Origin of the sequence: Streptomyces synnematoformans (assembly GCF_039531005.1) — a bacterium.
Classification (GTDB): domain Bacteria; phylum Actinomycetota; class Actinomycetes; order Streptomycetales; family Streptomycetaceae; genus Streptomyces; species Streptomyces synnematoformans.
The window spans coordinates 17,308-40,054 of sequence record NZ_BAAAPF010000028.1; the positions used below are offsets into that span (position 1 = coordinate 17,308).

General features: G+C 72.4%; 21 protein-coding genes, 1 tRNA gene and 4 pseudogenes. 12 read left to right on the top strand and 14 right to left on the bottom strand.

Features of this window, described 5'->3' with window-relative positions; all coding sequences use genetic code 11:
- Positions 1-413 precede the first annotated feature (413 nt).
- Together ABD317_RS07925 and ABD317_RS07930 are read left to right on the top strand one after the other, a co-directional pair.
- Entirely contained in the window at positions 414-2,738 is a 2,325-nt protein-coding gene (locus tag ABD317_RS07925) for a heterodisulfide reductase-related iron-sulfur binding cluster (RefSeq protein WP_344289070.1), read from the top strand.
- 471 nt (positions 2,739-3,209) lie between these two features.
- Positions 3,210-4,142 carry a Yip1 family protein gene (locus ABD317_RS07930; RefSeq protein ID WP_344289092.1) on the top strand — a complete coding sequence of 311 codons (933 nt, stop codon included), beginning with the start codon at positions 3,210-3,212 and terminating at the stop codon, positions 4,140-4,142.
- 9 nt (positions 4,143-4,151) lie between these two features.
- On the opposite strand, the gene dcd is transcribed toward ABD317_RS07930, so the two are convergent.
- Complete coding sequence (dcd, locus tag ABD317_RS07935; protein WP_344289071.1) at positions 4,152-4,727, bottom strand: dCTP deaminase; 576 nt, start codon at positions 4,725-4,727, stop codon at positions 4,152-4,154.
- Positions 4,728-4,755: 28 nt separating this feature from the next.
- Positions 4,756-4,926 (bottom strand): hypothetical protein, encoded by a 171-nt coding sequence (locus ABD317_RS07940; RefSeq protein WP_199789025.1) that lies wholly within the window; start codon positions 4,924-4,926, stop codon positions 4,756-4,758.
- Between the two features lie 215 nt (positions 4,927-5,141).
- Here ABD317_RS07940 and ABD317_RS07945 point away from each other — a divergent pair.
- A tRNA-Gly gene (locus tag ABD317_RS07945) sits at positions 5,142-5,215 on the top strand.
- 185 nt (positions 5,216-5,400) lie between these two features.
- Here the strand turns inward: ABD317_RS07945 and ABD317_RS07950 are convergent.
- Complete coding sequence (locus ABD317_RS07950) at positions 5,401-5,697, bottom strand: Imm53 family immunity protein (RefSeq protein WP_344289073.1); 297 nt, start codon at positions 5,695-5,697, stop codon at positions 5,401-5,403.
- A 780-nt stretch (positions 5,698-6,477) separates the two neighbouring features.
- Here ABD317_RS07950 and ABD317_RS07955 point away from each other — a divergent pair.
- A pseudogene (locus ABD317_RS07955) lies at positions 6,478-6,890 on the top strand (SDR family oxidoreductase).
- A gap of 195 nt (positions 6,891-7,085) precedes the next feature.
- Positions 7,086-8,876, top strand: a complete 1,791-nt coding sequence (locus ABD317_RS07960; protein WP_344289074.1) for an SWIM zinc finger family protein — start codon at positions 7,086-7,088, stop codon at positions 8,874-8,876.
- Positions 8,877-9,378: 502 nt separating this feature from the next.
- On the opposite strand, the pseudogene ABD317_RS07965 reads toward ABD317_RS07960, so the two are convergent.
- From ABD317_RS07965 to ABD317_RS07975, 3 genes and pseudogenes are all read right to left on the bottom strand, one after another.
- Positions 9,379-9,636 (bottom strand): annotated as a pseudogene (locus ABD317_RS07965) (ABC transporter ATP-binding protein); the annotation flags it as partial.
- 247 nt (positions 9,637-9,883) lie between these two features.
- Positions 9,884-10,294 (bottom strand): type II toxin-antitoxin system VapC family toxin, encoded by a 411-nt coding sequence (locus ABD317_RS07970; protein WP_344289075.1) that lies wholly within the window; start codon positions 10,292-10,294, stop codon positions 9,884-9,886.
- A 248-nt stretch (positions 10,295-10,542) separates the two neighbouring features.
- Positions 10,543-11,100: a hypothetical protein gene (locus ABD317_RS07975; RefSeq protein WP_344289076.1), complete on the bottom strand. Its 558-nt coding sequence runs from the start codon at positions 11,098-11,100 to the stop codon at positions 10,543-10,545.
- A gap of 471 nt (positions 11,101-11,571) precedes the next feature.
- On the opposite strand from ABD317_RS07975, the gene ABD317_RS07980 reads away from it, so the two are divergent.
- Both ABD317_RS07980 and ABD317_RS07985 read left to right on the top strand, forming a co-directional pair.
- The gene (locus tag ABD317_RS07980) at positions 11,572-12,747 is read left to right on the top strand and encodes a PucR family transcriptional regulator (RefSeq protein WP_344289077.1); all 1,176 of its coding nucleotides are present in this window, start codon (positions 11,572-11,574) and stop codon (positions 12,745-12,747) included.
- A gap of 316 nt (positions 12,748-13,063) precedes the next feature.
- On the top strand, positions 13,064-13,369 hold the full coding sequence (locus ABD317_RS07985) for a DUF1876 domain-containing protein (RefSeq protein ID WP_344289078.1): 306 nt from the start codon (positions 13,064-13,066) through the stop codon (positions 13,367-13,369).
- Between the two features lie 231 nt (positions 13,370-13,600).
- Here ABD317_RS07985 and ABD317_RS07990 read toward each other — a convergent pair whose 3' ends face one another.
- Positions 13,601-14,470, bottom strand: coding sequence for a universal stress protein (locus ABD317_RS07990; RefSeq protein ID WP_344289079.1), 870 nt, complete (start codon positions 14,468-14,470; stop codon positions 13,601-13,603).
- 459 nt (positions 14,471-14,929) lie between these two features.
- Here ABD317_RS07990 and ABD317_RS07995 point away from each other — a divergent pair, with 459 nt between their 5' ends.
- Positions 14,930-15,820, top strand: a complete 891-nt coding sequence (locus ABD317_RS07995; RefSeq protein ID WP_344289080.1) for a potassium channel family protein — start codon at positions 14,930-14,932, stop codon at positions 15,818-15,820.
- Positions 15,821-15,940: 120 nt separating this feature from the next.
- On the opposite strand, the gene ABD317_RS08000 is transcribed toward ABD317_RS07995, so the two are convergent.
- The gene (locus ABD317_RS08000; protein WP_344289081.1) at positions 15,941-16,279 is read right to left on the bottom strand and encodes a hypothetical protein; all 339 of its coding nucleotides are present in this window, start codon (positions 16,277-16,279) and stop codon (positions 15,941-15,943) included.
- Positions 16,280-16,388: 109 nt separating this feature from the next.
- Here ABD317_RS08000 and ABD317_RS08005 point away from each other — a divergent pair, with 109 nt between their 5' ends.
- Positions 16,389-17,012, top strand: a complete 624-nt coding sequence (locus tag ABD317_RS08005) for a TetR/AcrR family transcriptional regulator C-terminal domain-containing protein (RefSeq protein ID WP_344289083.1) — start codon at positions 16,389-16,391, stop codon at positions 17,010-17,012.
- Between the two features lie 77 nt (positions 17,013-17,089).
- On the opposite strand, the gene arsM is transcribed toward ABD317_RS08005, so the two are convergent.
- Together arsM and ABD317_RS08015 are read right to left on the bottom strand one after the other, a co-directional pair.
- Entirely contained in the window at positions 17,090-17,908 is an 819-nt protein-coding gene (gene arsM, locus ABD317_RS08010) for an arsenite methyltransferase (protein WP_344289084.1), read from the bottom strand.
- 92 nt (positions 17,909-18,000) lie between these two features.
- Positions 18,001-18,387 carry a VOC family protein gene (locus ABD317_RS08015; RefSeq protein WP_344289086.1) on the bottom strand — a complete coding sequence of 129 codons (387 nt, stop codon included), beginning with the start codon at positions 18,385-18,387 and terminating at the stop codon, positions 18,001-18,003.
- A gap of 77 nt (positions 18,388-18,464) precedes the next feature.
- Between ABD317_RS08015 and ABD317_RS08020 the strand changes: the two genes are divergently transcribed.
- On the top strand, positions 18,465-18,914 hold the full coding sequence (locus ABD317_RS08020; RefSeq protein ID WP_344289087.1) for a glutaredoxin domain-containing protein: 450 nt from the start codon (positions 18,465-18,467) through the stop codon (positions 18,912-18,914).
- Between the two features lie 41 nt (positions 18,915-18,955).
- Here the strand turns inward: ABD317_RS08020 and ABD317_RS08025 are convergent, their stop codons facing one another.
- Both ABD317_RS08025 and ABD317_RS08030 read right to left on the bottom strand, forming a co-directional pair.
- Positions 18,956-19,162, bottom strand: a complete 207-nt coding sequence (locus ABD317_RS08025; RefSeq protein WP_344289088.1) for an antitoxin — start codon at positions 19,160-19,162, stop codon at positions 18,956-18,958.
- Between the two features lie 114 nt (positions 19,163-19,276).
- Positions 19,277-19,549 (bottom strand): annotated as a pseudogene (locus ABD317_RS08030) (SDR family oxidoreductase); the annotation flags it as partial.
- On the opposite strand from ABD317_RS08030, the gene ABD317_RS08035 reads away from it, so the two are divergent.
- Together ABD317_RS08035 and ABD317_RS08040 are read left to right on the top strand one after the other, a co-directional pair.
- On the top strand, positions 19,547-20,341 hold the full coding sequence (locus tag ABD317_RS08035; protein WP_344289089.1) for a helix-turn-helix transcriptional regulator: 795 nt from the start codon (positions 19,547-19,549) through the stop codon (positions 20,339-20,341). The pseudogene ABD317_RS08030 and the gene ABD317_RS08035 sit on opposite strands and share 3 nt — an antisense overlap.
- Positions 20,342-20,418: 77 nt before the next feature.
- Positions 20,419-20,772: a hypothetical protein gene (locus ABD317_RS08040; RefSeq protein WP_344289090.1), complete on the top strand. Its 354-nt coding sequence runs from the start codon at positions 20,419-20,421 to the stop codon at positions 20,770-20,772.
- A 65-nt stretch (positions 20,773-20,837) separates the two neighbouring features.
- Here ABD317_RS08040 and ABD317_RS08045 read toward each other — a convergent pair whose 3' ends face one another.
- Both ABD317_RS08045 and ABD317_RS08050 read right to left on the bottom strand, forming a co-directional pair.
- Positions 20,838-22,166, bottom strand: coding sequence for a hypothetical protein (locus ABD317_RS08045; protein WP_344289091.1), 1,329 nt, complete (start codon positions 22,164-22,166; stop codon positions 20,838-20,840).
- Positions 22,153-22,747 (bottom strand): annotated as a pseudogene (locus ABD317_RS08050) (hypothetical protein); the annotation flags it as partial. The gene ABD317_RS08045 and the pseudogene ABD317_RS08050, both read right to left, overlap by 14 nt.

Genomic DNA, 22,747 nt, shown 5'->3' on the forward strand with positions numbered 1-22,747 from the left:
GCCTTGAGCTGGTCAGGCTCAAGAGTGCCATGCCGAGAGGTCCAGGCGCAATTCAGCTGAGTCGGGCCGACTCAAGTTTTGTGCGTCACTCCAGGTGGGAACGGGTTTTCGGGCGGCGGACCGGGGGTCGCGGCGCCGCCGGAGGCGCGACGCACATCACCGGCCGGGCGGCTTCAGAGGGCCGGGACACCCGGGTACGCTCGGGCGGAAGGGCGGTAAGTTACCGCTTAGTAGTGGCTGGGTAAGCGAATCAGCAGCACGTACCGCAGCACACGGCAGCACACAGCAGAACGCAGCAGAACGCAGCAGAACGCAGCAGAACGCAGCATCAGACAGCACGCATCAGGCAGCACCCACACAGCAGCACGCACACAGCAGCAGAAACCCGGAGCAGACAGGCCGAGGAGCCCTCCATGCAGCTCGCCGCCATCGTCGTATCGCTGGTGATCACCGCGGTCGGCGTCGCGCTCTTCTCCCGCGCCATCGGGCAGATCGTCAACTTCGTCCAGCTCGGCGGGCCCGTCCCCGCCGGCAGCCGCACGGACGACCCCGTCGCGCGCAGCGTCACCCTGGCCAAGGAGTTCCTCGGCCATACCCGGATGAACCGCTGGGGCGTCATCGGCATCGCACACTGGTTCGTCGCCATCGGCTTCCTCACCCTGGTGCTGACGCTCGTCAACGCTTTCGGGCAGCTGTTCCAGGCCGACTGGCTGCTGCCGGTGATCGGCGACTGGCTCCCGTACGAGCTGTTCGTGGAGTTCATCGCGCTGATGACCACGCTCGGCGTCGCCACGCTCATCGCGATCCGGCTGCTGAGCCTGCCGTCGCGGGCCGGCCGCAAGTCGCGCTTCACCGGCTCGACGATGTGGCAGGCGTACTTCGTCGAGTACGTCATCCTCGTCATCGGCCTCTGCATCCTGGTGCTGCGCGGGCTGGAGGGTGCGCTGCACCACGTCGAGGGCTACGAGGCCGCCTACTTCGTGTCGTACCCGGTGACCGCCGCGGTCGACGGGATGGGCACCGGCACCGTCCAGAACCTCGTCTACCTCGTCGCGATGATCAAGATCTCGACCTCCTTCATCTGGGCAATCGTCCTCGGCCTCAACACCACGATGGGCGTGGCCTGGCACCGCTTCCTCGCCTTCCCCAACATCTGGTTCAAGCGCAACGCCGACGGCGCGGTCGCCCTGGGCGCGCTCCAGCCGATGGTCTCCGACGGCAAGCCGATCGACTTCGAGACGGTCTTCGACGACGAGGACGGCGAGGAGCCGGTCTTCGGCGTGAGCCAGGTCGAGCACTTCTCCTGGAAGGGCATCCTCGACTTCTCCACCTGCACGGAGTGCGGCCGCTGCCAGTCGCAGTGCCCGGCCTGGAACACCGGCAAGCCGCTGTCGCCCAAGCTGCTCGTCATGGCGCTGCGCGAGCACGCCGCCGCCAAGGCCCCGTACCTCCTCGCCGGCGGCGGCAAGACGGCCGAGGGCGCGGAGAAGGCGACCGCGGAGCAGCTCGCGGACGTGCCGGCCGACGCGCTCGCCGAGGCCGAGCGCGCGCTCGTCGGCACCGCGGCGGCTGCATCTGACAGCGGCTCCGCCGCGGGGGGCGTCATCGACCCGGACGTGCTGTGGTCCTGCACCACCTGCGGCGCGTGCGTCGAGCAGTGCCCGGTCGACATCGAGCACGTCGACCACATCGTCGACATGCGCCGCTACCAGGTCATGATCGAAAGCGCCTTCCCGTCCGAGGCGGGCACGATGCTGAAGAACCTGGAGAAGAAGGGCAACCCCTGGGGGCTCGCCAAGAAGCAGCGGCTGGAGTGGACGAAGGAGCTGGCGGCGGACACGGGCATCGAGATCCCGGTCGTCGGCAAGGACGTCGAGGACCTCTCCGAGGTCGACTACCTGTACTGGGTCGGGTGCGCGGGCGCGCTGGAGGACCGGGCGAAGAAGACCACCAAGGCCTTCGCGGAGCTGCTGCACATCGCCGGCGTGAAGTTCGCGATCATGGGCGGCGACGAGAAGTGCACCGGCGACTCGCCGCGGCGCCTGGGCAACGAGTTCCTCTTCCAGCAGCTGGGCGAGGAGAACGTCGCAATGCTCAACATGGCGTTCGGGGAGGACGAGGAGGAGGGGGTGACGGTCGAGAAGGCGAAGAAGAAGATCGTCGCCACCTGCCCGCACTGCTTCAACACCATCGCCAACGAGTACCCGCAGCTCGGCGGCCACTACGAGGTCATCCACCACACGCAGCTGCTCCAGCACCTCGTGGACGAGGGCCGGCTGGCCCCGGTGACGCCGGTCGAAGGGCTCATCACGTACCACGACCCCTGCTACCTGGGCCGGCACAACAAGGTCTACACGCCCCCGCGCGAGATCATCGCCAAGGTCCCGGGCGTACGGAACGAGGAGATGCACCGGCACAAGGAGCGCGGCTTCTGCTGCGGCGCCGGCGGCGCCCGCATGTGGATGGAGGAGCGCATCGGCAAGCGGATCAACGACGAGCGCGTGGACGAGGCGCTGTCGCTGAACCCGGACATTCTGTCCACCGCGTGTCCTTTCTGCCTCGTGATGCTTACGGACTCCGTAAACGGCAAGAAGAACGCGGGGGCGGCGAAGGAGTCGCTGGCCGTCGTGGACGTGGCGCAGCTGTTGCTGGACTCGGTGAAGAAGCCGGCGGAGGACCCGCCCGCGGACGACGCCGGGGCGGCGGAGAGCGAGCCGGAGCCACAGCCGGCGAGGTAGGCCGGCGGGGGCGGCACGGCAGCAGGCCGGTACGACAGCAGGCGGCACAGCAAGCAGGCGGTACAGCAAGCAGCAGGCACTGCGGCGCGGCGAGGCCGCACGGAACGGGAAACACCACGGGCAACCCCCCACGGCGGCCGGTCCCGCGCCCCATGCGGGACCGGCCGTGGGGGTGTCGGCGCACGAGGTGGTACAACCGTCGCGGGGTCGCGCGTGTCATAGGACACGAGACTCAAGTGACCCGGGGCCCGGGGGCCGAGAACGTACGGCCGCCGCACCGACGGCCGGGGCCCGGACCTCCCCCGGCCGGGTCCCGGCTGCCCCGCCGCCCGCCGGCCCGATCCCCCCGTCCCGTAAGGCGGATCCCCTACGGGAATCGGCGTCCCGGCCGCAAAGGTCCCCCGTATTCCCGGGCACCGGTGACCTCGGCGCTCAAGACCGGGTACGTTCGATTGCGTGGCAGGATTCAGAATGGGCCGGGGACGCCAGTCCCACGACGGTCGGCAGCAGGGACGCCCGCAGGGCCCGCCGCAGGGCGGCCCGCCCTACGGCGGCCCACCGCCGCAGTACGGCGGTCCCCCGCCGCCTCCCGGGCACGGTCAGCCGTACGGGGACGGGTGGCAGCAGCCCCGCGGCAGCCACGGCCCGGGGCCCGAGTACTACGACGGCGGCCACGACCCGTACGCCGCCGACCGCCCCGGCAACACCCAGCCGTACGGCATAGGCGCGGCGCCGGACGCCTACGGCACGTACGACAACGGCCGGTACGACAACGGCCGGTACGACAACGGCCGGTACGACGACGACCGGTACGACGACGGCCGGGTCTACCGCGCCGGTGAGACGGCGGCCCCGCCCGTGGGCCCGCGGCTGCACTGGAAGGACCTGCTCCGCGGCCTCGTTCGCCACCCGAACCGCACCTTCTGGCAGATGCGGGACCACAGCATGTGGGGCCCCGCGCTGACCGTCAGCTTCCTCTACGGCCTGCTCGCCGTCTTCGGCCTGGAGGAGGCGCGCGACGAGGTGCTCAACTCGACGATCTCCGCGAGCATCCCGTGGATCGTCGCCACGGGCGTCGCCGTCACGCTCAGCGGCCTCGTCATGGGCACGGTCACGCACACCCTCGCCCGCCAGCTGGGCGGCGCGGGCGCGCTGGCCCCGACGGCGGGGCTGGCGATGCTGATCGTGGCGCTCACGGACGCGCCGCGGCTGCTGGTCGCGATGTTCATCGGCGGCGAGGACGCGTTCGCGCAGGGCGTGGGGTGGCTGACCTGGCTGGCGGCGGGTGCGCTGCTGACGTCGATGGTGAGCAAGTCGCACGACCTGCCGTGGCCGCGGGCGCTGGGGGCGTGCTCGATCCAGCTGGCCGCGCTGCTGGTGCTGGTCAAGCTGGGCACGCTCTGAAGCGGGCCGTCAGATGCGCGTACGGTGGAAGTTGAGGTAGGACCGCGACGGCGTGGGCCCCCGCTGCCCCTGGTAGCGGGAGCCGTACTTGGCGGACCCGTACGAGTGCTCGGCGGGCGAACTCAGCCGGAACATGCACAGCTGCCCGATCTTCATGCCCGGCCAGAGCTTCATGGGCAGCGTCGCGACGTTGGACAGCTCCAGCGTCACGTGCCCGCTGAACCCGGGGTCGATGAAGCCGGCGGTGGAGTGCGTGAGCAACCCGAGCCGCCCGAGGCTGGACTTGCCCTCCAGCCGGGAGGCGATGTCGTCGGGCAGGGAGATGACCTCGTACGTGGAGGCCAGCACGAACTCCCCGGGGTGCAGGATGAAGCACTCGTCGCCCTCCGGCTCCACGAGCCGCGTGAGGTCGCTCTGTTCGACGGCCGGGTCGATGTGCGGATAGCGGTGGTTCTCGAACACCCGGAAGTAGCGGTCGAGGCGTACGTCCACGCTGGACGGCTGGATCATCGTGTCGTCGAAGGGCTCGATCCGTACCCGCCCGGCGTCGACCTCGGTCCGGATGTCCTTGTCAGAGAGCAGCACGCCCCGACCCTACCGGCTGCCCCGCGCGCTACCGCTCCTCGCCCTTACCCACCGGCACGACGTTCCGCAGCCGCGCACACCGCGGACACCGCACGAGCCCGCCGGACCCGATCCGCCGGGCGGCGCCGACGTTCTGCATCGGGAGCGAGGTGGTGCTGAAGACGTGCCCTTCGGCACATCGGACGACGGTGGACTCCATCAGACTCCTTCCCCGTAACGCAACAAAAGCCACACTACGGGACCAACCACCCCGCCCCAACACCCCCCACCCACACCCAGACCCCCACCGTAAACCCAACCCCGCCCCCACCCCGCACCTCCACACCACAACACCAAGACGCCCCCCGACGGACTCGGCGGGGGGCGCACATACGGTAGAGTGTCAGCGGTGAAGCGCCCGGAGGGGCGCTCAGCGCGGGCGTAGTTTAATGGTAGAACATGAGCTTCCCAAGCTCAGAGCGCGGGTTCGATTCCCGTCGCCCGCTCCAGACAGAAGGCCCAGGTCAACGACCCGGGTCTTCCGCGTTGTCTGGACCTCTTTACTCCTCGCGTGCCCGATGGTCCTCGGTCACGCAGCTGGGCGCGTACGCGCTGGTTGCCGGAGTCGCAGAAGCCGTAGGCGGCATCCTCCGGCCGAGGCCGACGTCCTGCGTAACGCGCACGGCCGTGGCGCTCAGGACGTGAGGAACTCCAGTGCCGCACGAACAGCTCTTTCCAGGTCCTTGGGGCTGCATGCGACCCGCAGGACGCGGCCGTCCGCGGATCTGTGCAGCCAGGAACCGTCAATGCCTTCCTCCAGTTCGGGTGCAAGGGCGACGCTGTCCTTGCTCGTGCCGGGCAGATCGACCTGGATGAGCCATCCGGGGTTGTCCAAGGTCTCGATCTTCACCCCGAACTCGTGCTCCCAGTCGCCGTCGCACTGCTGTGCATACCAAGCGCCCAGCGCGCGGAGCAGGTCACGGGTTTCCACCGGGCGTTATCTCCCAGGGTTCGGCCGGCCGGGCAGAGCCGTCCGGCAGGTTGACGTGAGGTGTGGGGACGACCTGACCTGTCTTCTTGTCGAAGTGCGGCTGGCCCTGCCTGTCGGCACGTTTCACCATCTCCCACGGCGCCCGGGTTCTTGGGATTGGACTGGGGAGCCCACTCTGCGTAGTGAACCACGCGCCCGGTTGAGGCGTCGCGCCGGAACGTCGTGTGCGGTCCGGTCGCGTTGGGGTCCGGTCCGGCGACCAACTCGTACAAGGCCCTTCTCCACCACCGTCTCGGCCGTGGCGTACGTGAAGTCCTGCCCGGACCGCTTGATGCCGACGACCGTGACGCCGTACTCGCTGCGCACCCCGCTCTCGATCAGCGGGGACCCCGGTGGATTCCTGTGGGGCCGGCCACCATCTTGGCCAGTGCGTAGTCAGAATGGGCCTGGCCAGCCCGAACCCCGAGGCGGCGAGCAACAGCACCATGCCGCCGGGTGGTGGCGTGGCGTCCGGAGCCCGGTGTAAACCGGGGGGTGCGACTTCCGCTTCATGGTGAGGTTTCGCGGTAGGGCGGCGGTTGGGTGTTATCGGCTCCCCGTGGCTGGTGGAGTGTCGGGGTGGGGGTGGCCGGGTCAGTTGCGTAGTGCCGTCGTGGCGGATGGGAGCAGGTGGACCAGGCCGTCGCGTTGGGTGCTGGGCCAGGAGCTGAAGCGCGTGGTCAGGGTTGTGTTGATGGCCTGCTGGAACTTACCGGCGACCGCCTCGCCCTGGGTGGTGAGGTGGACGCGGCTCTACCCGGCGGTCAGGCCACGTTCATCGCACTGCGCGAGGCCGCACAGCGCATCAGCGACCACGGCCGGATCATCCAGATCTCTTCGGCGCTTACGGTGTCACCGCTGCCAGGCATGGCGCTGCTGATCGCCGGCAAGACTGCCGACGACCAGCTCGCCCGTACGCTGGCCTGGGAGGTGGGCTCCAGGTCCGTCACGGTCAACAGCGTCCTGCCCCGCCTGACCCGCACGGCGGTCATCGCCACCGTGCCCCGCACGTCATCGACGAGGCCAAGGCCCGCACACCGCTGGGCCGCTTGGGCGAACCCGAGGACATCGCCGACATCGTCGCGTTCCTGGCTTGCGACGCCGCCCGCTGGATCACCGGCCAAACCATCAACGCCGCCGGGGGAATGATCTAGCAAGCCGTCGCCACGCCAGGGCTGAATGGTGCACAGTCCGTGGCGATCGGCGGAGTGGAGCGAGGTGGCGTGCCGGGGGTGCCTTTTCCTTTGGGCATTCTCGGAAGACCTGCCAGATCCGCGCCTCATCTGCCCCTCGTGCCGGGGGATACGACGGGCTACAGGCCCTCGGTACCGGGTTCTCGCAGTCGGGTCATGCACTTGAATGACGGCATGCAGATGGCGATGCCGAGCGAGAAGAGCCTGCTGCGGCTGGCCGGTTCCCGGTCGTACGCACGTGGTGAGGGCTACGTGGACGCGGTGGACCGGTTGCGTGTGGACGAGGAGGGCACCGTGACGGCGCGGGTGTCCGGCACGGACGTGTACCAGGTCACGCTCTGGCTCGGCGCCTTCGGCACGGACGGGGCGGAGGGCGAGGACGCCGATTTCGACGGCGCCTGTGACTGCCCGTACGGGCAGGAGGGGCACTTCTGCAAGCACTGCGTCGCCGTCGGCCTTGCGCTCATCCACGGCGCCCGCGCCCGGCGGGTTCCCGCGCCCCGCACCGATGACGTTCTCGACCAGTGGCTCCAGGCACGCGATCGTGGGAAACTCCTCGCGCTGGTACGGGAGCGCATCGCACAGGACGGTGCCTGGCGCGAGGCCCTGGCGCTGCGTGCCGAGCTGGCGCAGGCGGTCCGTGGCGGAAGCGGGGAGGGGGCGGGAGCGGCCGCGGGGCTGCGGGAGCGAATCCTCGGGCTGGTCGATGCGCAGGAGTTCAGCCGCTACGGCTACGTCGAATACGCCGATGCGCACGCTTACGGCGACCGGATCGCCGAGGCCGCTGCCGGCCTGGCCGAGCTGACCGAGGCCGGGCGCGCCGACCGCGCGGTGGCGCTCGCCCGGGAAGCCATCGAGGCCGCGGTAGGGGCGTACGACGCGGTCGACGACTCCTCCGGGCACGTCGGCGGCGCGATCGACGAGTTGGCCGCTGCGCACGCCGCGGCCTGCGCGGTGACCCGACCCGACCCGATCGAGACCGCCCGCTGGCTGACCGCACGCATGCTCGGGGACGACTACGGCACCCCCGAGTGGGACCTCGCGGACTACCGTGACGCGCTCGGCGCTGCCGGCCTCGCCGAGGTGCGCCGACTCGCCGACCAGGCCCACGCCGCGGACCCCTCGGGCTGGGCGCCGCGGGCGCTGCTGGAGTCCCTGCACCGGGCCGAAGGCGACGTGGACGCGCTGGTCGCCCTGTACGCCGTCGACCTCGCCCCGGGCGGCTGGAGTCATGTGCGCATCGCCCGTGTCCTGGACGAGGCGGGGCGCCGCGGCGAGGCGCTCGACTGGGCGGAGCGCGGACTGCGCGCCACGGCCGGTGAGCGCCACGTACACCACGAACTGCTGGACTACCTGACCCGGCGCTACACGCAGGCGGGACGGCACACCGACGCCGCAGCGCTGCGCCGCGACCGCTTCCACACCGAACTCACCCTCGACACCTGGCGCGGACTCCGCACGGCAGCCGCCGCCGCAGGTTGCTGGGACGGCCCGGACGGTGACCGGGCCACCGCCCTGGCCGCACTGCGCGCCGCCGCACGCACCACCCGCGAAGAGGCCGCGGACGGCCGAACCGCGGCCGCTGCGGGCGTCGCGTCCGCCGGGTCGGCGCTGATCGACGTCCTGATCGACGAAGGCGAACTCGACGAGGCATGGCACGCCGCCGAGAACCTCGCCTCCCGCGCCCAGTGGCTGGCCCTCGCCGACGCCTCCGCCCGCGCCCGGCCCGCCGACGCCGCCCGCGCATACCTTCGCGAGGTCGACGAGCGCAAGCGGCACACCGGCGACGCCAACTACCACGAGATCGCCACCCTCCTCGACAAGGCCCGCGCCTGTCACCAACGCACCGGCACCACGGGCGACTTCAGCCGATACACCGAGCGACTGCGCACCGAGCAGAAGCGCAAGCGCAACCTCATGCGTATCCTCGACCAGCACGGCCTGTGACGCTGCGCACCCGATGCACACCCGGTGCGAAGGCGCACCAGGCCACCCGGGCCGATCGCACGCCGCCCGCCGTCCACCGCCGACCGGAGGTGGAGCACCCGTGGCAGAGGCAGACCCGCTCGTCATCCAGCCCCGGCGCACCACCGCCTGCGCCGACTGCCGCGCCGAAGACCTCCCCCCTCCTGGGCATCGATCGGCATGGAGGACGGCGGGCCCCGCTGCCTGGACTGCGCAGACCTCGGCCGTCTCGTCCCGCTCCCCGCGACGCCGCCGACCGCACCCGCCGGGTCCGGAAGGAGAGCGGCCTGTCAGCCGTCGTCGTGCGCTGGAGCCGAGCGCGCAAGCGCTGCGAGCGCCAGGCATCCTGGTCGAGGCCGCGCTCACCCGCGCCGTGGAACAACGCCTCGACGACTCCCAGACACGGCAGCTGCGCGAGCGCACCGGCCGCGGCGTACGGGCCGTCGACGGCACCTGCGCCACCCCGACCACGTGCAGGCCGACCGACGACCCCGTCGCAGCGGTCGGCCAGGGCACGGTCATGGGTGACGACGGCGGTCACCGGCAGCCCGAGCGGCACGTCCGCGGCCTCCTCCCGCCCCGCGAAGTCCGGGGCGGCGGTGGGCTCGTCGGGGAGCAGGACACCCGCCCCGGCCGCGGTGCAGCCGATCGCCCGGGCCGGGTACATGCGCTGCAACTGTCTGCCCGACAGCGTGTCCACGCGACGGCCCGGCAGGGCGCCGGCCCCCAGCTCCGCCGCCGCCGGGTGCCCCCGCCCGCCCGTCACGCTGATGCACCGTTCTCCCGGCCCTTTCGCCGCAGGGACCCCGTGGGACGGCCATGCGAGGCAGAACCGTCCCCCGGATGAGTCGGGTGGGGTGCGCAGGGAGTTCCCGGCGCCGGTCAGCGGGCATCGGTGCTGCGGAGGGTGAGGATGCGGACGGTGCGGTCGCCGGGGTGGGGATCGCGGCCGTGCCGGCGGCAGTAGTCGTCCATCCTGACAACGGCGCTCAGCGAAGACGTTGCTCAGATCTCGTGCAGGTTGATGATGCGGCAGCGTGGGCCCGGCGCGTTCGCGAGCTTGGCGTCGGAGGTCGGCAGGGGGCTTGCAGCCCTTCGGCGAGGGCGACGTGGAAGGCATCGCAGGAGCGCACACTGCCGAGTTGCCGCACGCGCTCCAGCAGCGGCAGGTGTGCGTGCCAGCGGATCGGGAGGATGCGGTAGTCGGTGACCGCCTGGGCGACGTGTGCGGCGGCGAGCATACCGGCGCGCTCCAAGCGCAGCAGCACCGAGGCGACCTCGGTGTCGATCAGGTGCGACGCTGAGAGCAGGCTCTCCCCGGCCAGGAGGCGGGCCGCGGCCCCCCTGGGACCGGCGTCGATGAGCAGGTCGACGACTGCGGAGGAGTCGACGACGATCAACGATGCTCCTCGTCGGCGAGGCCGGCGGTGTCCACATCCGTGAGATCCGCGGAGGCGTGTCCAGGCAGTGCCGATTCCCGTCGCCCGCTCCGCGGCAAAGCCCCAGGCCGAAGACCTGGGGCTGCTGCGCCCCGAAGGGTGCTCCCTGACCGGCGCCCGACAGGACTCTCAGCAAGTCCTGCCGTACCGGTCAGGGGCACCTGTCGCGGTGGCGGTGAGATGCCGCGGGAACCGCTGGGTGAAAGCCCTCAGCACGTGATGCGCACGAACGGGCTCTCGTCGCGCAGCAGCAGGTAGTCGGGGGTGTAACCGGGGGGCGGGACGATGTACGAGTCGGCGTAGGTGAAGTACTCGTCGGTCACGCACGTCCCGCCCGCCGCTCCGACGATCCTGCCGCCGCCGGGTGCGTACTCGTAGTACTCCCCGACCAGGCCGGGGTTGGCGCTTCTCCGGAACAGGAGGATGCGCAGGTCAATGAACTGCATGGACGGTATGGCGTTGGCCTCGTCCCGACAGTCCACGACGCCGACTCCCTCCACGGTGGTGGAGCTGCGGCGTACCGGGCTGGCGAGGACCTGGCAGGTGATGGTGCCCACCGGGTTCGCGGACGCCGCGTTCGCGGCGCCCGCTTCGGGGCGGAACGTGAAGGTCTGTACGGCCTTCTTCACCTGCGGTGACGCTGCGCCTGGATCACGGCCCACCGGGGCGGCACCGGCCGGTCCGGCGGCGAGCGCCTGCATCAACAGCACGCCGATGAGAGCGGCGACAACCGCGATCCCCCAGCGCGGATGAGTGATGTATCGCATAGTCCCCCCTTGGGAGAAGGTGCTGTGGCAGGGACATGTTCAGGCCGTGCACGTAGCGACGTCTTCGTCACCGGTGATAGATCCACTGCACGCCGGAGCGGTGCTTTCACCCGGACTCACCATCGGAGATCGGGTCGCGGGCACGGAAACGTTGGCCCCGGGGCCCTTGGACTCCTGCCGTATCCGGGCGCTCGGCATGCCGGGGGCCGCCTGGTTCGCCCTTCCGTCTGCGGCGGGGCTGACTCTCATGCGACCGAAACCAGCCTGGTGGAGCGGCCTCCTTGGGGCAAGCATGGGGGGACGCGGACGCAGGGGCGGGCCGGCGCAGCGGGAGATACGTCGGGAACGGCGGTGTTCGCGCGTGGCCGGGCGGGCGGCGAGCAGCTGGGGGAAGCGGGTCCCGACCGTACCTGGGCGCTGCGAGATGCGTTACTTCCGTGACGTGAATACTGGCCCATGGGGGAGGGCGCCGTGAGCACCCTGTTCGAGTATCTGAGAACGCGGGTAGACACCAACGCGCACAACGCCGTCGACACCTACTTCAGAAAACTTCCCGAGTACCGCAACACGAAGGATGAAAGCCGCCTCCACCAGACCGTCATGGATTTTGCGGTGTTCATACGCCGCCGCTCTGTCGATCTGGCCGAAGCCGGCCAGGTCCTCTCTGGTGACGATCTCGCCGCCATCACGGACGCGGGACGACAGCGCGGCATCGAGGGATTCTCCCCCGCCTCGCAGGAGGGTGCGCTGTCGCTGCACACCCACCTCATGATGCGCGAGATCACCGAGGCGCCGCAGACGAAGGATCTCGACAGCTTCATGAGAATGGTCGGGTGGCTCTCCTCGCAGGCCGGGGTCGCCCGCGACGCCTACCTGCTGGGCTACGAGAAGGAGCGAACGCGCCTGCTGCCCCCGGTCGACGCACTGCAAGCGGTCGCGCGGAGACTCCTGGCCGGCGAGCCCACCGCTCCCGAACTGGTCCGGAGCCTGGAGATGGCCGTCCCGGAACGCTACGCGGTCACCGTGGTGAGAACCGCCTCCGCGTCGCCGCCGCGCGAAGGTCGTCCGGCCGGTGTCCTGCTGGAGTCCCTGCTGCAGCGCCATCGTGTGCCGGCTCTCTTGGAGCAGCCGGGGGAGTTCGTGGCGCTGGTCCCCGTGGAGGGCAACTCTTCGGTTCCCACAACCGAACGCGTGCTGTCCATCGCGCAGGATGTCGCGGCGCTCGCGGGGCGGCCCTGCGCCGTCGGCATGGCCGTCGGACGCGTCGACGCCCTTGGCGAAGCCGCCGCACTGGCCCGCCGGATCAGCTCGGTCGCGCCCATGGAGCGCGTGCCGAGCCACGTCTTCACGATGGGGGACGTCTTCGTCGAGCTGGGCCTGGCGCAGCAACAGCAGCTCGACGACTGGCTGTACGCACTGACGAGGAAGCTCCGGGAGGGGCCGGACCTCGTCTCGACGCTGGAGGCGTTCTACCGCGCGGACATGAGCAGACTCCGCTCCGCCGCGCTGCTGCACATCCACCCTCGGACTCTGGACTACCGGCTGCAGCGGGTTCGCGATCTCACCGGTGTGAAGCCCACCAGCGTGCGCGGGATACGCATCCTGAGCGCTGCCATCAACCGCATGCGCAGCGGCGCCTGGGACTGACCACCACGGGGTGCAAGCGTCGCGTACCGCATCCAGCCGCTGCCGCTCCGAAGACACCCCCACTGGTCCGGAAGGCGGGGCCGAGAGGCCGGGCGGCAGGAACTTTCGGCCATGTGATCGAATTCCGGCGCCGTCACGCGGTGGCGGGACAGGGGCGATCCAGCCGCCCAGGGCAGGAGCACGCAGCCGACCGCGGTGAGCTGTCGCCTCCGGCACTTCCCCTCAATACCGCCGGACGCGCCGTCCGTCGCCTGCGTGACCACGAGCGGAGCGCCGTGGAACAGTAGCGCTCTGCAGCGAGACGCAGAGGAAGACGATGATGCATACCGTGGAGTGGCAGATCGGCCTCTACCTCTTCGAAGAGGCGGGGACGACGAAGGCGCGCGCGGTGCTGGACACCGCGACGACGCGGTTCACCGGGCACGGGGACGCGCACCGCAATCCCGCGGACCCGGACGTGCCGGAGATCGGTGACGAACTGGCGGCGGGCAGGGCGCTCAACGACCTGGGCCGACAACTGATGGACGTCGCCCAGCGTGAAGTAGAGGACATCGACGCGGCGACCGATTCCGGGCGGAACGCCCCTCCGGGGGCCGGCTGGCCTTCGGCGGACCAGATGTGAGGATGCCGCCCCCTGGCCGAGCGAGCCCCCGTGGCAGCGGGGCCGTGCAGCGGTGAACCTCGTCTTCCCCGGGCTCGACGCGCACATCCGTGCGCTGCGGGGCGGGGGCAGGCGCTCCGACTCGGCGACGAGCTGTTCCCTGTCCCGAGGGTGCCTGAGCGCAGGACTGCTCCACGTCGCCGTCCCAGGGTCGGCAGGGCCGCCGCTCGCCCTCGCGCTGTGCCGGGGCGGTCACTCGTGCGGCACGACGGCGACGGGAACGGTGGCGTGGTGCATCAGGGCATGCGTCACCGGGCCGATCAGGATGGGGAACCGCAGGCGCTTGTGCATGCGGCGGCCCACGACGAGCAGCCGGGCGCCGGCGCCCTCCTCCAGCAGAGACGGCGCCACCCCGGTGTCCAGCAGGGCGCGCTCCATCGCCACGTCGGGATAGCGCGCTTGCCAGACCCCGAGAGCGGCGTCGAGCTTCTCCCGGGCGATGTCCTTCCGATCGGCGCCGACCTTCTGGTCCGGCAGGGGCGACGGGTAGGCGTAGACGGACGAGCTCCGCCACATGTGGACGACGCGCAGGCGGGCGCCCGCCCGGTGGGCGCTTTCACAGGCGAACTCCAGCACCGGCTCGAACCGGTGAGCGAGATCCACGCCCACCACCACGGGGAGGTCGCGGTCCGCGGCCGCCGGGTGCCAGTCCTGGCGCACCAGCACCGTGGGCCCCGTCGCATGCGCGACCACCGGCAACGACACACTTCCGGTGAAGAAGCCCGACACCGCACCGAGACCCCGCGATCCCAGGACGAGAAGCTCTCCCTCCTGCGAAGCGTCGAGCAGCGCCTTCACGGCCGTTTCCGTTGTCGCGCCACCGGTGATCCCCACCTCCGGGTACCGTTCCGCCGTCTCCCGGCAGGCGGCGGCGATCCGTTCCCGAACCCACTCCTCGTGCACCGAGCCGCCGGGGCTGACCGGCTGGTTACCCGTGGGTGCCTCGGCGTGGACGAGGTGCAGGGATATCCGGCGGGACGCGGCTTCCGCCGCCGCCCACCGGACGGCCGCCATGCTCGCGTCCGACCCGTCCACGCCGACCACCACGCGCCCCGTTGCCATTGCTGCCTCCCAGAGCCGGCCGGGCGGCTTGCGGGAAACTGGCTACCCGGCCTCGGAAAAGCGTCGCGACATGAGCCATGGCACGCTTCCACCCTACCGCCGGGCCGGTACGGCGGCGAAGCCGAACGGGTCCCCCGCGGGGCCTTCAGCCCCCGGCCGTAGCACCCCCCGGTGGCCCTTCGCGACCGGCCCGGTGCCGCGCGCGGCGTCATGTCGGCCGGGGGAGCCGGCACGGTTCACCCGTCCGGTGGCTTGCGGGCCAACGCGGACCCCACCGCCGGCCCGCTCTCCAGGCGATCGCGTAGCCGTGCGCAGGAGGCCGCACGGCCGGTGCTGAACGCCATGCGGGCGGCTGCAGGATGCGCCGCGCTCACCCATCAGGACGCGCGACCGCTCCCGCGGGCTGAGACTGCCCCGGCTCGTGGGAGGTTGCCGCCCCGCCCGGGAAGGGGCCAGGACATGACGTGGTTCGTGACGTTCCTCGGCGCCGCCCTCGTGATGGCCATCGTCCGGGACATGTTTCACACGATCTGGCACCCGACCCGCCACGGCGGCCTGAGCAGGCTGGTGATGACGGGAATATGGCGCCTCACCTCGCGCCTGGGCCCCCGCCGCCGCGCAGCCGGGCTCGCCGGTCCTCTGGGGATGGTCTGCGTTGTCGCCGTGTGGGCGCTGACCGTGGCCGCGGGGTGGGCGCTGATCTACTGGCCGCACATGCCGGAGGGCTTCTCGTACTCCTCCGGCCTCGTCCCCGCCGAGCACACGGGACCGGTGGACGCGCTGTACGTCTCCCTGGTCACGCTGACCACCCTCGGCCTCGGAGACATCGCGCCCGCCGAGGGCTGGCTGCGCGTCGTCGGCCCGCTGGAGTCGCTGGTGGGCTTCGCGCTGCTGTCGGCGACCATGGCCTGGGTCCTCGGCGTCTACCCGGCTCTGGCCCGCCGCCGCACGCTCGCGCTACGCCTCTCCCACGTGCGCGGCGGCGTGACCTCCCGGGAACTCGACTCGGACGGGGGCGCCACCGTGCTGAACGGCCTGGCATCGACCGTCTCGGCCATCACGGTCGACTTCCTCCAGTACACCGAGTCGTACTACTTCTACGACGGCGACGAGAACATCTCGCTGCCCCGGCAGATCGATCACGCCGTCGTCCTCGCAGAGCTGGGGGCAAGCGCCCGCCATCCCGACGCCCGGCTCGCCGCCAGGGTGCTGCACAGAGCACTGGACGACCTGGCCGCCGTCCTGGACGAGCGTTTCTTGCACACCGGGGCGGCCACGGCCGCGGTCTTCGCTTCGTACGCCCGCGACCACGGCGGTCACACGGGCTCCCAGCCCGCCCCCGGCAGGTGAGCGGACCGTGATTCCGTTGCGGTCCGGGAACGGGACACCGAGGACCTTCGTGTCGACCGGGGTCGGGGCCGCGGCGGAGGCGTCGAACCCGTCCGGTGCGCTCGCGCCGCTGCCGCGCGGCTACGCGCGGCCACGGACCACCTCCCGGTCGCGCTGCAGCAGCAGCGTGCCGACGGCCGCGCAGGCCACTGCCCCGGCGAGGCTGGCGAACCCGATCTCGCCCCGCACGGCGTAGGAGGACACGGAGGTCATCAACACGCCCGCGCCGATGCCGAATCCGAGCAGCAGCGCGGTCCGGGCCCACGGCCGCGGCACGACGGCGGCGGCGACCAGGCCGGCGGACAGGATGAGGTCCGGGACCAGGAACAGGTTGTCCGCCTGCCAGTTGCCGCGGATGAAGAGGAACACGAAGGTGGCGACCCCGACCACCACGGCGACGACCCTTCCTACCTTGATCATGGTGCACAGCTCCCCGAATGTCTACAGCGTAGATTTATTGAAAGTCTACACTGTAGGCGCGAGCCCGCCACCCGCCCCTCTCCGCCTCCCCACGCAAGGACCGACGACCGTGCCCCGACCGCCCCGGCTGACCGCCGAGCAGATCACCGAGACCGCGCTCCGGCTGGGTGACCGGGACGGCCCGCAAGCGATGACGATGCGCCGGATCGCCGCGGAGGTGGACTGCGATCCGATGGCGCTCTACCGGCACTACGCCAACCGGGAAGCCCTGCTGGACGCGGTCGCCGACGCCGCCGTGGCCGGGGTCGAGGCACCCGCCCCGGACGCCCCGTGGGCCGAGCGCCTGACCCGGCTCCTGACCGCGATCCGGGACGCCGCGCTGGAGCATCCGGGCATCGCGGCGCACATCGCCTCCCGGCCGCCGCTGGGCCCGCACGGCCGGCGCCTCGCCGCGGCCCTGCTCGGCACGCTCTCCGACGCCGGCCTCTCCCCCGCCGACGCGGTCAGGACGTTCCAGACGCTGACCGCCTACCTGGCCGCGTCGCTGGCGATGGGCGTGCAGGCCGGCACGCGGGACGCCCGCTGGGAACAGGTCCGTACGGTGGTCGACGAGCTCCCCGGCGGCATGCCGGGCGAGGAACTGGCCGTCGTCGGCTCCACCGACCAGTTCAGCTACGGCCTCCAGCTGCTGCTCGACGGCATCCGTGCCCGCTCGGCCGCACCACCCGCCTGAGGCTCTCCAGGAGCAGTCTCGCGCCACCGAGCGGGACGAGGCGGCGATGCCGGCTGTCTCCCGTGGGCGGAGGTGGGTCAGCAGCCGGTTCCGCCGCAGCATGTGGGCTTCGGGGCTGCTTCCGCGGGCTGCGTGGCGGGGGGCGTGGACGTCGGCTTGGTGGCGCGGACTATGGCCGAGTGCATGCCGTCGGCGACCTCGTGGGTGGCGGTGACCTCGACGGCGGTGAATCCGGCGGCGGCCAGGCCGGCGCGGTACTCGGAGAACGACAGCGCACCGGCGATGCAGCCGACGTAGTCGCCGCGCTCGGCCCGCTGCCGGGGTGTCAGGCGGTCGTCGGCCACGACGTCCGTCACGCCGAGGCGCCCGCCGGGGGCGAGCACGCGGAAGGCTTCGGCGAACACGGCGGGCTTGTCGGTGGACAGGTTGATCACGCAGTTGGAGATGACGACGTCCACGGTGTCCGCCGGCAGCGGCACGGACTCGATCGTCCCCTTGAGGAACTCGGCGTTCGCCACCCCTGCCTGCCGGGCGTTCGCGACGGCGAGCGCCAGCATCTCGTCGGTCATGTCCAGCCCGTACGCCTTGCCCTCGGGTCCGACCCGGCGGGCGGACAGCAGCACGTCGATGCCGCCGCCCGACCCGAGGTCCAGCACGCGCTCGCCCTCCCGCAGCTCCGCGACGGCCAGCGGGTAGCCGCAGCCCAGCGACGCGGCCACGGCCTCGGCGGGCAGCGCCTCGACGTCGCCGGCGGCGTACAGGCCGGAGCCGAAGTTCTCGTCGATCTGGACGTCCTGCGCGCCGCAACAGGCCGTGCTGCCCTCGGTGACCTTCAGCGCGGCCGCCGCGTAGCCGGCCCGTACCTGCTCCCTGAGATCGGTCGGCTGCTTGCTCATGGCCATACTCCTCTACTGCTTCGACGTCTGTGGATACAAGCTTCGCGCTTGGATCGACGTCCGTCAACATAGAGGGATGTCGAAATACGGCGTCAGGGGCGGGGGGCGGGCTCGAAGAGTTCGACGGCGTTGCCGGCCGGGTCGTCAAGGAGGATCTGCCGGCCGCCCCTGCCGGTGACGATGTCGTTGCGGAACACCGCCCCCGCCGCGCGCAGCGCCGCCACCGTGGCGTCTAGGTCGTCGACCGTCAGCTGGATACGGTTCCAGCCGCCCGGCTCCGGGCGCCGTCCGTCGGGCATGGTCTGCGCCGCGCCGCCCGGGCCCGTCGGGGCGGACAGCAGCAGGTGGAGATCGCCGCGGACCAGGGCGGCGAACACCGGCGCGGGCTGCTGGTCGAGGGTGAAGCCCAGATGGGTGGTGTAGAACGCAACCGCGGCGTCGACGTCGTCGACGATGTAGCGGACGGATACGCGGCCCATGGCTGTCGGTCCTTCCCTGTGAGCCGAGGAACCGCGGGCTGTGCCTGACCGGGTCCCCGCCGATAGCGTGCGTCATCATGATGCGCGTGTGGATCCGGCCCATGCTATTCGCGCTCGGCGGGACCGCCGCCGCGGTCGCCCTGGGCGTCGGCGGGAGTCCCGGTTCCGGCGTGGCCGTGCTGGTGGTGTTCCTGCTGCTCGCGGTCGTGCACCTGCCGGTGCTGTTCCCGAGGCCGACCGGCGCGCTGGAGGCGCAGCGGCGCAGCGCCGCCGACGGCCGGCCGGTCGTCTTCTGGCGGCCGGGGTGCACGTACTGCCTGCGGCTGCGCCTCCGGCTGGGGCGCAGCGCCCGCCGGGCGTACTGGGTCGACATCTGGCGCGACCCGGCCGGAGCCGCGGCGGTGCGGGCGGTCAACGGCGGCGACGAGACCGTGCCGACGGTCGTCGTGGCCGGCGAGTCGCACACCAACCCCGCTCCGGCCTGGGTACGCCAACAGCTCTCCCCGCAGGGGCGTCAACAGGGTTGACGCTCATGTGCGTGCCGTGGAGGCTCGCGCGGCGTGCCGGCCTATGACCGGGGTGGGTTGTCCTGGTCGTCCGCCCTCTTCTGGTCCGCGCCCAGCTGATCCTTGAGCTTCTTCTGAGCGGTGTCGACATGGCCGCTGTACTTGCCCCGGGTCTTCTTGTCCACGAGGTCGCCGGCCTTGTCGACGACCTTGCCGGCCCGGGCTTCGTGGCCTTTCAGCATCCGCTTGAGCTTGTGCATCACCGACATGGCAGCGCTCCTTGACGGGCCTTCCCTCCCCCTCCAGGATTGCGCCCTTCCCGGCGGAGTGCATACCGGTGGCCATCTCCGCAGGTCAGGCGCCCGGGGCGGGCTCCGGACAGCTCAGGTGCCGGCGCCGCCGTCGACGGGGACGATCGCGCCGGTCACGTACGAGGCGCGGTCGCTGAGCAGCCAGGCGGCCGCCTCGGCGACCTCGCGGGGCTCGGCCATGCGGCCGAGCGGCGTGGCCGCGTTGCTGGCGGCGACGATGCCGGGGGTCGCGGCCTCGGCGGTCCTGGCGGTCCAGTGCGCGCGGAAGTTGACGGCGAACTGCGCGTCGATGTCCTCGTCGCCGGTGGTGTCGAGCGGGCCGGGCCGCTGGATCACCGCGCCGTGCGCCGCGAGGAGGTGGCCGTCCTCGCGCACATCTCCACCGAGTACTACGTCCGCCTGGAGCAGGGCAGGGCGCCGCGGCCCTCGGGCGACGTCCTGGCGGCCGTCGCCGGTGCGCTGCGCCTCACCGGCGCCGAGTCCGACCACCTCCACGTCCTCGCGGGCACCGCGCCGAACCGCACGGGACTGCACCGGCGCGACGTCCGCCCCAGCGTCCTCGCGCTCCTGGAGCGGCTGCCGCAGACGGCCGGCTTCGTGCTGTCCGCCGCCTGCGAGGTCCTCGCCTGGAACGACCTCGCGGCCGCGCTCATGGAGGACTTCGGCCCGCTCGCCCCCGAGGAGCGCAACCTCGCCCGCCGGGCCTTCCTCCGGCCGCAGGGCACCGACACGGCGCTGTACGGGGTCTCCGACGCCCCCGAGTTCCGCCTGAACGTCGTGATGCAGCTCCACGCCACCGCCGCCCGGTACCCCGCCGATCCCGTGGTGACCGGCCTCGTCGGCGAACTCCGCGACGGCAGCCCGGACTTCGCCCGGCTCTGGGAACGGCACGACGTGCACGCCGCGCCGACGCTCACGAAGACCTTCCGCCATCCGACCGCCGGCGACGTCCCCGTCGACTGCGACACCCTCGCCCTCACCGACCGCGACCAGCACCTCGTGCTCTTCACCGCACCGCCGGGATCGCCCGGCGCCGAGGCCCTCGCCCTGCTGGGCGTCCTGGGGGCGGAGGCCGGCCGGTATCCGCGCCGTGCCCCCGCCGACAATGCTCACCCGCGCGTCTCCCGCCTTGAGTAGCCGTACTCATGCCGCGCCGGCCGGCACCGCCGCATACTCGGGCCGAGACCACCGAACCCGGTTCATGGAGGCCCGTCGTGGAGTCCACACCGCCCCGGCACGCCCTCGGCCCGAGGCCGCCGGAGCGGCCGGCCGCGGGGCGGCGGGAGCCGTCCGCCGCGGAGACCGTGCTGCTGGTGGCCACCGTGGTGTTCCTGGACGCGGTCGTCGTCGCGTGGATGCTGTTCCGCATCAGCTGGTCGTACGGCTGGATGGCCGGGGCGACCGACATGTCGGAGGCGGCGCGGGCCGAGGTCGCCCAGGTCGGGGCCGCCGCCCTCGCGTTCTGGCTGCTGGTGCTCGGCGTGGGCCGGCAGTGGAAGTTGCTCGCCTTCCAGGTGCTGGCGCTGGGGACGGCGACGCTGGTGCTGTGGCGGAGCGACTTCCCCTGACACCTGACACCTGACGCCTGACGCCTGCTGCCTGACACCTGGCGCCTGACGCCCGCCGGCGGGGGTCAGGGCTCCAGGGTGCGGGTGAAGTCGCCGCGGGCCACGCGGGCGGCCAGGCGGTCGTCGCCGGCCAGGGAGCCGTAGCCGGTGGCCGCCCACAGGCTGCGGTCGGCGGGGACCTCGAAGTACGGCACGTCGCGGCCGTCCAGCCGCTCGGTCAGCACCTCCGGGCCGCGCCGGTCGCGGACGGCGGCGGTGCAGGCGTTGCAGGCCGAGACGCGGAGGTGGTCGCGGCGGCCGAGGGGGCGCCACTTGACGCGGCGGGCGCCGCGGCCGTGCAGGGGGTTGAAGAAGCACAGCGGCGTGGCGTCCCGCGCGCCCTGGAGTGCATCGCGGCCTTCGAGGACCAGCGCCAGGACGCCCGCCAGGTCGGTGCGGCCGCGGGCGGCGTCGAGCACGGTGCCCGCGGCGGCGTAGGCGTCGAGGGTGTGCCGGAGGCCGGCCGGGTCGGGGGAGTGCGGGTGGGCCCGGGCGGCCTCGCCGAGGGCGATGACCTCGGCCTCCGCGCGGCGGCGCAGGTCCGCCTCGTCGGCGGCCGCGGCGGCGGCGAACACCGCGCGGGGGAAGGTGAACGGAGCCGGGCCCGCGGTCTTCCGGCGGCGGCGCACCAGCAGCGGCACCGCGAGGGCGGTCACCGCGACCGCGGCGGCGGCGATCAGGGCGGCGGTGCCGGCGCCGGCGCCGGCGTGGGCGGCGGCTCCCGCGGCCCCGGGACCGGACGGCTCCGCGGTGGCCGGGGCGGTCGGGGAGGCGGTGGGCGTCGGGGTGCGCAGGTCGGCGGTGGCGCGTTCGTAGACCTCTTTCCCGTTGCCCGCGGCGACGATCTCGACGGCCTTGGCCAGCCGGGTGCCGAGGCCGGCGTCCTTCATCTCGTCGAGGTGGTAGACGGCGGAGGCGGCCGGCCCCGCCTGGTGCTTGCCGTGCGGCCACTCCCAGCCCTCAAGCGTGTCGGAGAAGTCGCTGTTGGTGAGGATGACGGCGTCCTGGCCGAGCCGGTCGTGCACCGCGCCGGCGAGCTGCCGGGCCTCGCCGCCGAACGCGTCGCCCGTGGCGAGCGGCACCACGACCACGTACAGCGGCAGCCCGGTGTCCTCGATCTGCGCGGCCAGCTCCCGCTGCCGGGCGGGCGGCACCGCGGTCTCGTACGCGTCGTCCACATACACCGGCGACCGGCCCAGCGCGTCGGCGATCTCCTGTGCGGCGCTGGGCTGCGCCGCGGCGGTCCCGGCCGGCAGGACACCGAGTAGCGAGCCGCAGAGCGAGGCGAGCACGGCGGTGAGCACGGCGGCGAACGCCGCGGCGCGGGGGCGGCTGGCGGAGTCAGTGCGGCACACCGGCGTACTCCCGGACCTGGCGGATGAGTTCGGTGACCCCGGTCGCGGCGGCGGCCAGCGGCCCGGGGACGGAGTCGTACGGGACGGGCCCGTGGGGGGTGGGCAGGTGCAGCCGCATCCCGGGCAGGGGTACGGAGGCGAGCCGGCAGCCGGCGCACAGCGGCGCGGAGGCCGCGGCGGGGGCCGGGCCGGGGGCGTCGGGCCCGTGCAGCGGGTTCGTCTGGCAGCAGCGGTAGTCGGAGACGGCGTGCGGAGCGCCGTCGAGCGCCGCGTGCCCGGCGCGGGCCAGCACCAGGGCGCAGACCAGGGCCGCGGGGTCGGCGTCGCGGTCGACGCGCCCGTCCTGCCGGCCGACCGCCGCGAGCAGCGCGGCGTCGTGGCAGTCGGCGGCCCGTACGACCCCGGGGTTGCCGGGGCCGACCGCGCCCGGGTGGCCGGGGCCGTACGGGCCGGCCGCGCCCGTACCGTACGGGCCCACCGCGCCCGTGCCGTACGGGCCGGCCGCGCCGCCGACTCGCTTCCCCGTGCCGCCCGGGGCCTCCGTCACCGCCGTGTACCGCTGCGCCAGCGACCGCAGCGCC

Excerpts from the sequence above, each read along its gene's own strand:
- ABD317_RS08000 (WP_344289081.1), bottom strand. The coding sequence starts at position 16,279 with ATGATCAAGGTAGGAAGGGTCGTCGCCGTGGTGGTCGGGGTCGCCACC.
- ABD317_RS07995 (WP_344289080.1), top strand. The coding sequence starts at position 14,930 with ATGACGTGGTTCGTGACGTTCCTCGGCGCCGCCCTCGTGATGGCCATC.
- ABD317_RS07940 (WP_199789025.1), bottom strand. The coding sequence starts at position 4,926 with ATGGAGTCCACCGTCGTCCGATGTGCCGAAGGGCACGTCTTCAGCACC.
- ABD317_RS07985 (WP_344289078.1), top strand. The coding sequence starts at position 13,064 with ATGATGCATACCGTGGAGTGGCAGATCGGCCTCTACCTCTTCGAAGAG.
- ABD317_RS07930 (WP_344289092.1), top strand. The coding sequence starts at position 3,210 with ATGGGCCGGGGACGCCAGTCCCACGACGGTCGGCAGCAGGGACGCCCG.
- ABD317_RS08020 (WP_344289087.1), top strand. The coding sequence starts at position 18,465 with ATGATGCGCGTGTGGATCCGGCCCATGCTATTCGCGCTCGGCGGGACC.
- ABD317_RS08025 (WP_344289088.1), bottom strand. The coding sequence starts at position 19,162 with ATGTCGGTGATGCACAAGCTCAAGCGGATGCTGAAAGGCCACGAAGCC.
- ABD317_RS07960 (WP_344289074.1), top strand. The coding sequence starts at position 7,086 with ATGCACTTGAATGACGGCATGCAGATGGCGATGCCGAGCGAGAAGAGC.
- ABD317_RS07990 (WP_344289079.1), bottom strand. The coding sequence starts at position 14,470 with ATGGCAACGGGGCGCGTGGTGGTCGGCGTGGACGGGTCGGACGCGAGC.
- ABD317_RS07925 (WP_344289070.1), top strand. The coding sequence starts at position 414 with ATGCAGCTCGCCGCCATCGTCGTATCGCTGGTGATCACCGCGGTCGGC.
- ABD317_RS08015 (WP_344289086.1), bottom strand. The coding sequence starts at position 18,387 with ATGGGCCGCGTATCCGTCCGCTACATCGTCGACGACGTCGACGCCGCG.
- arsM (WP_344289084.1), bottom strand. The coding sequence starts at position 17,908 with ATGAGCAAGCAGCCGACCGATCTCAGGGAGCAGGTACGGGCCGGCTAC.
- ABD317_RS07975 (WP_344289076.1), bottom strand. The coding sequence starts at position 11,100 with ATGCGATACATCACTCATCCGCGCTGGGGGATCGCGGTTGTCGCCGCT.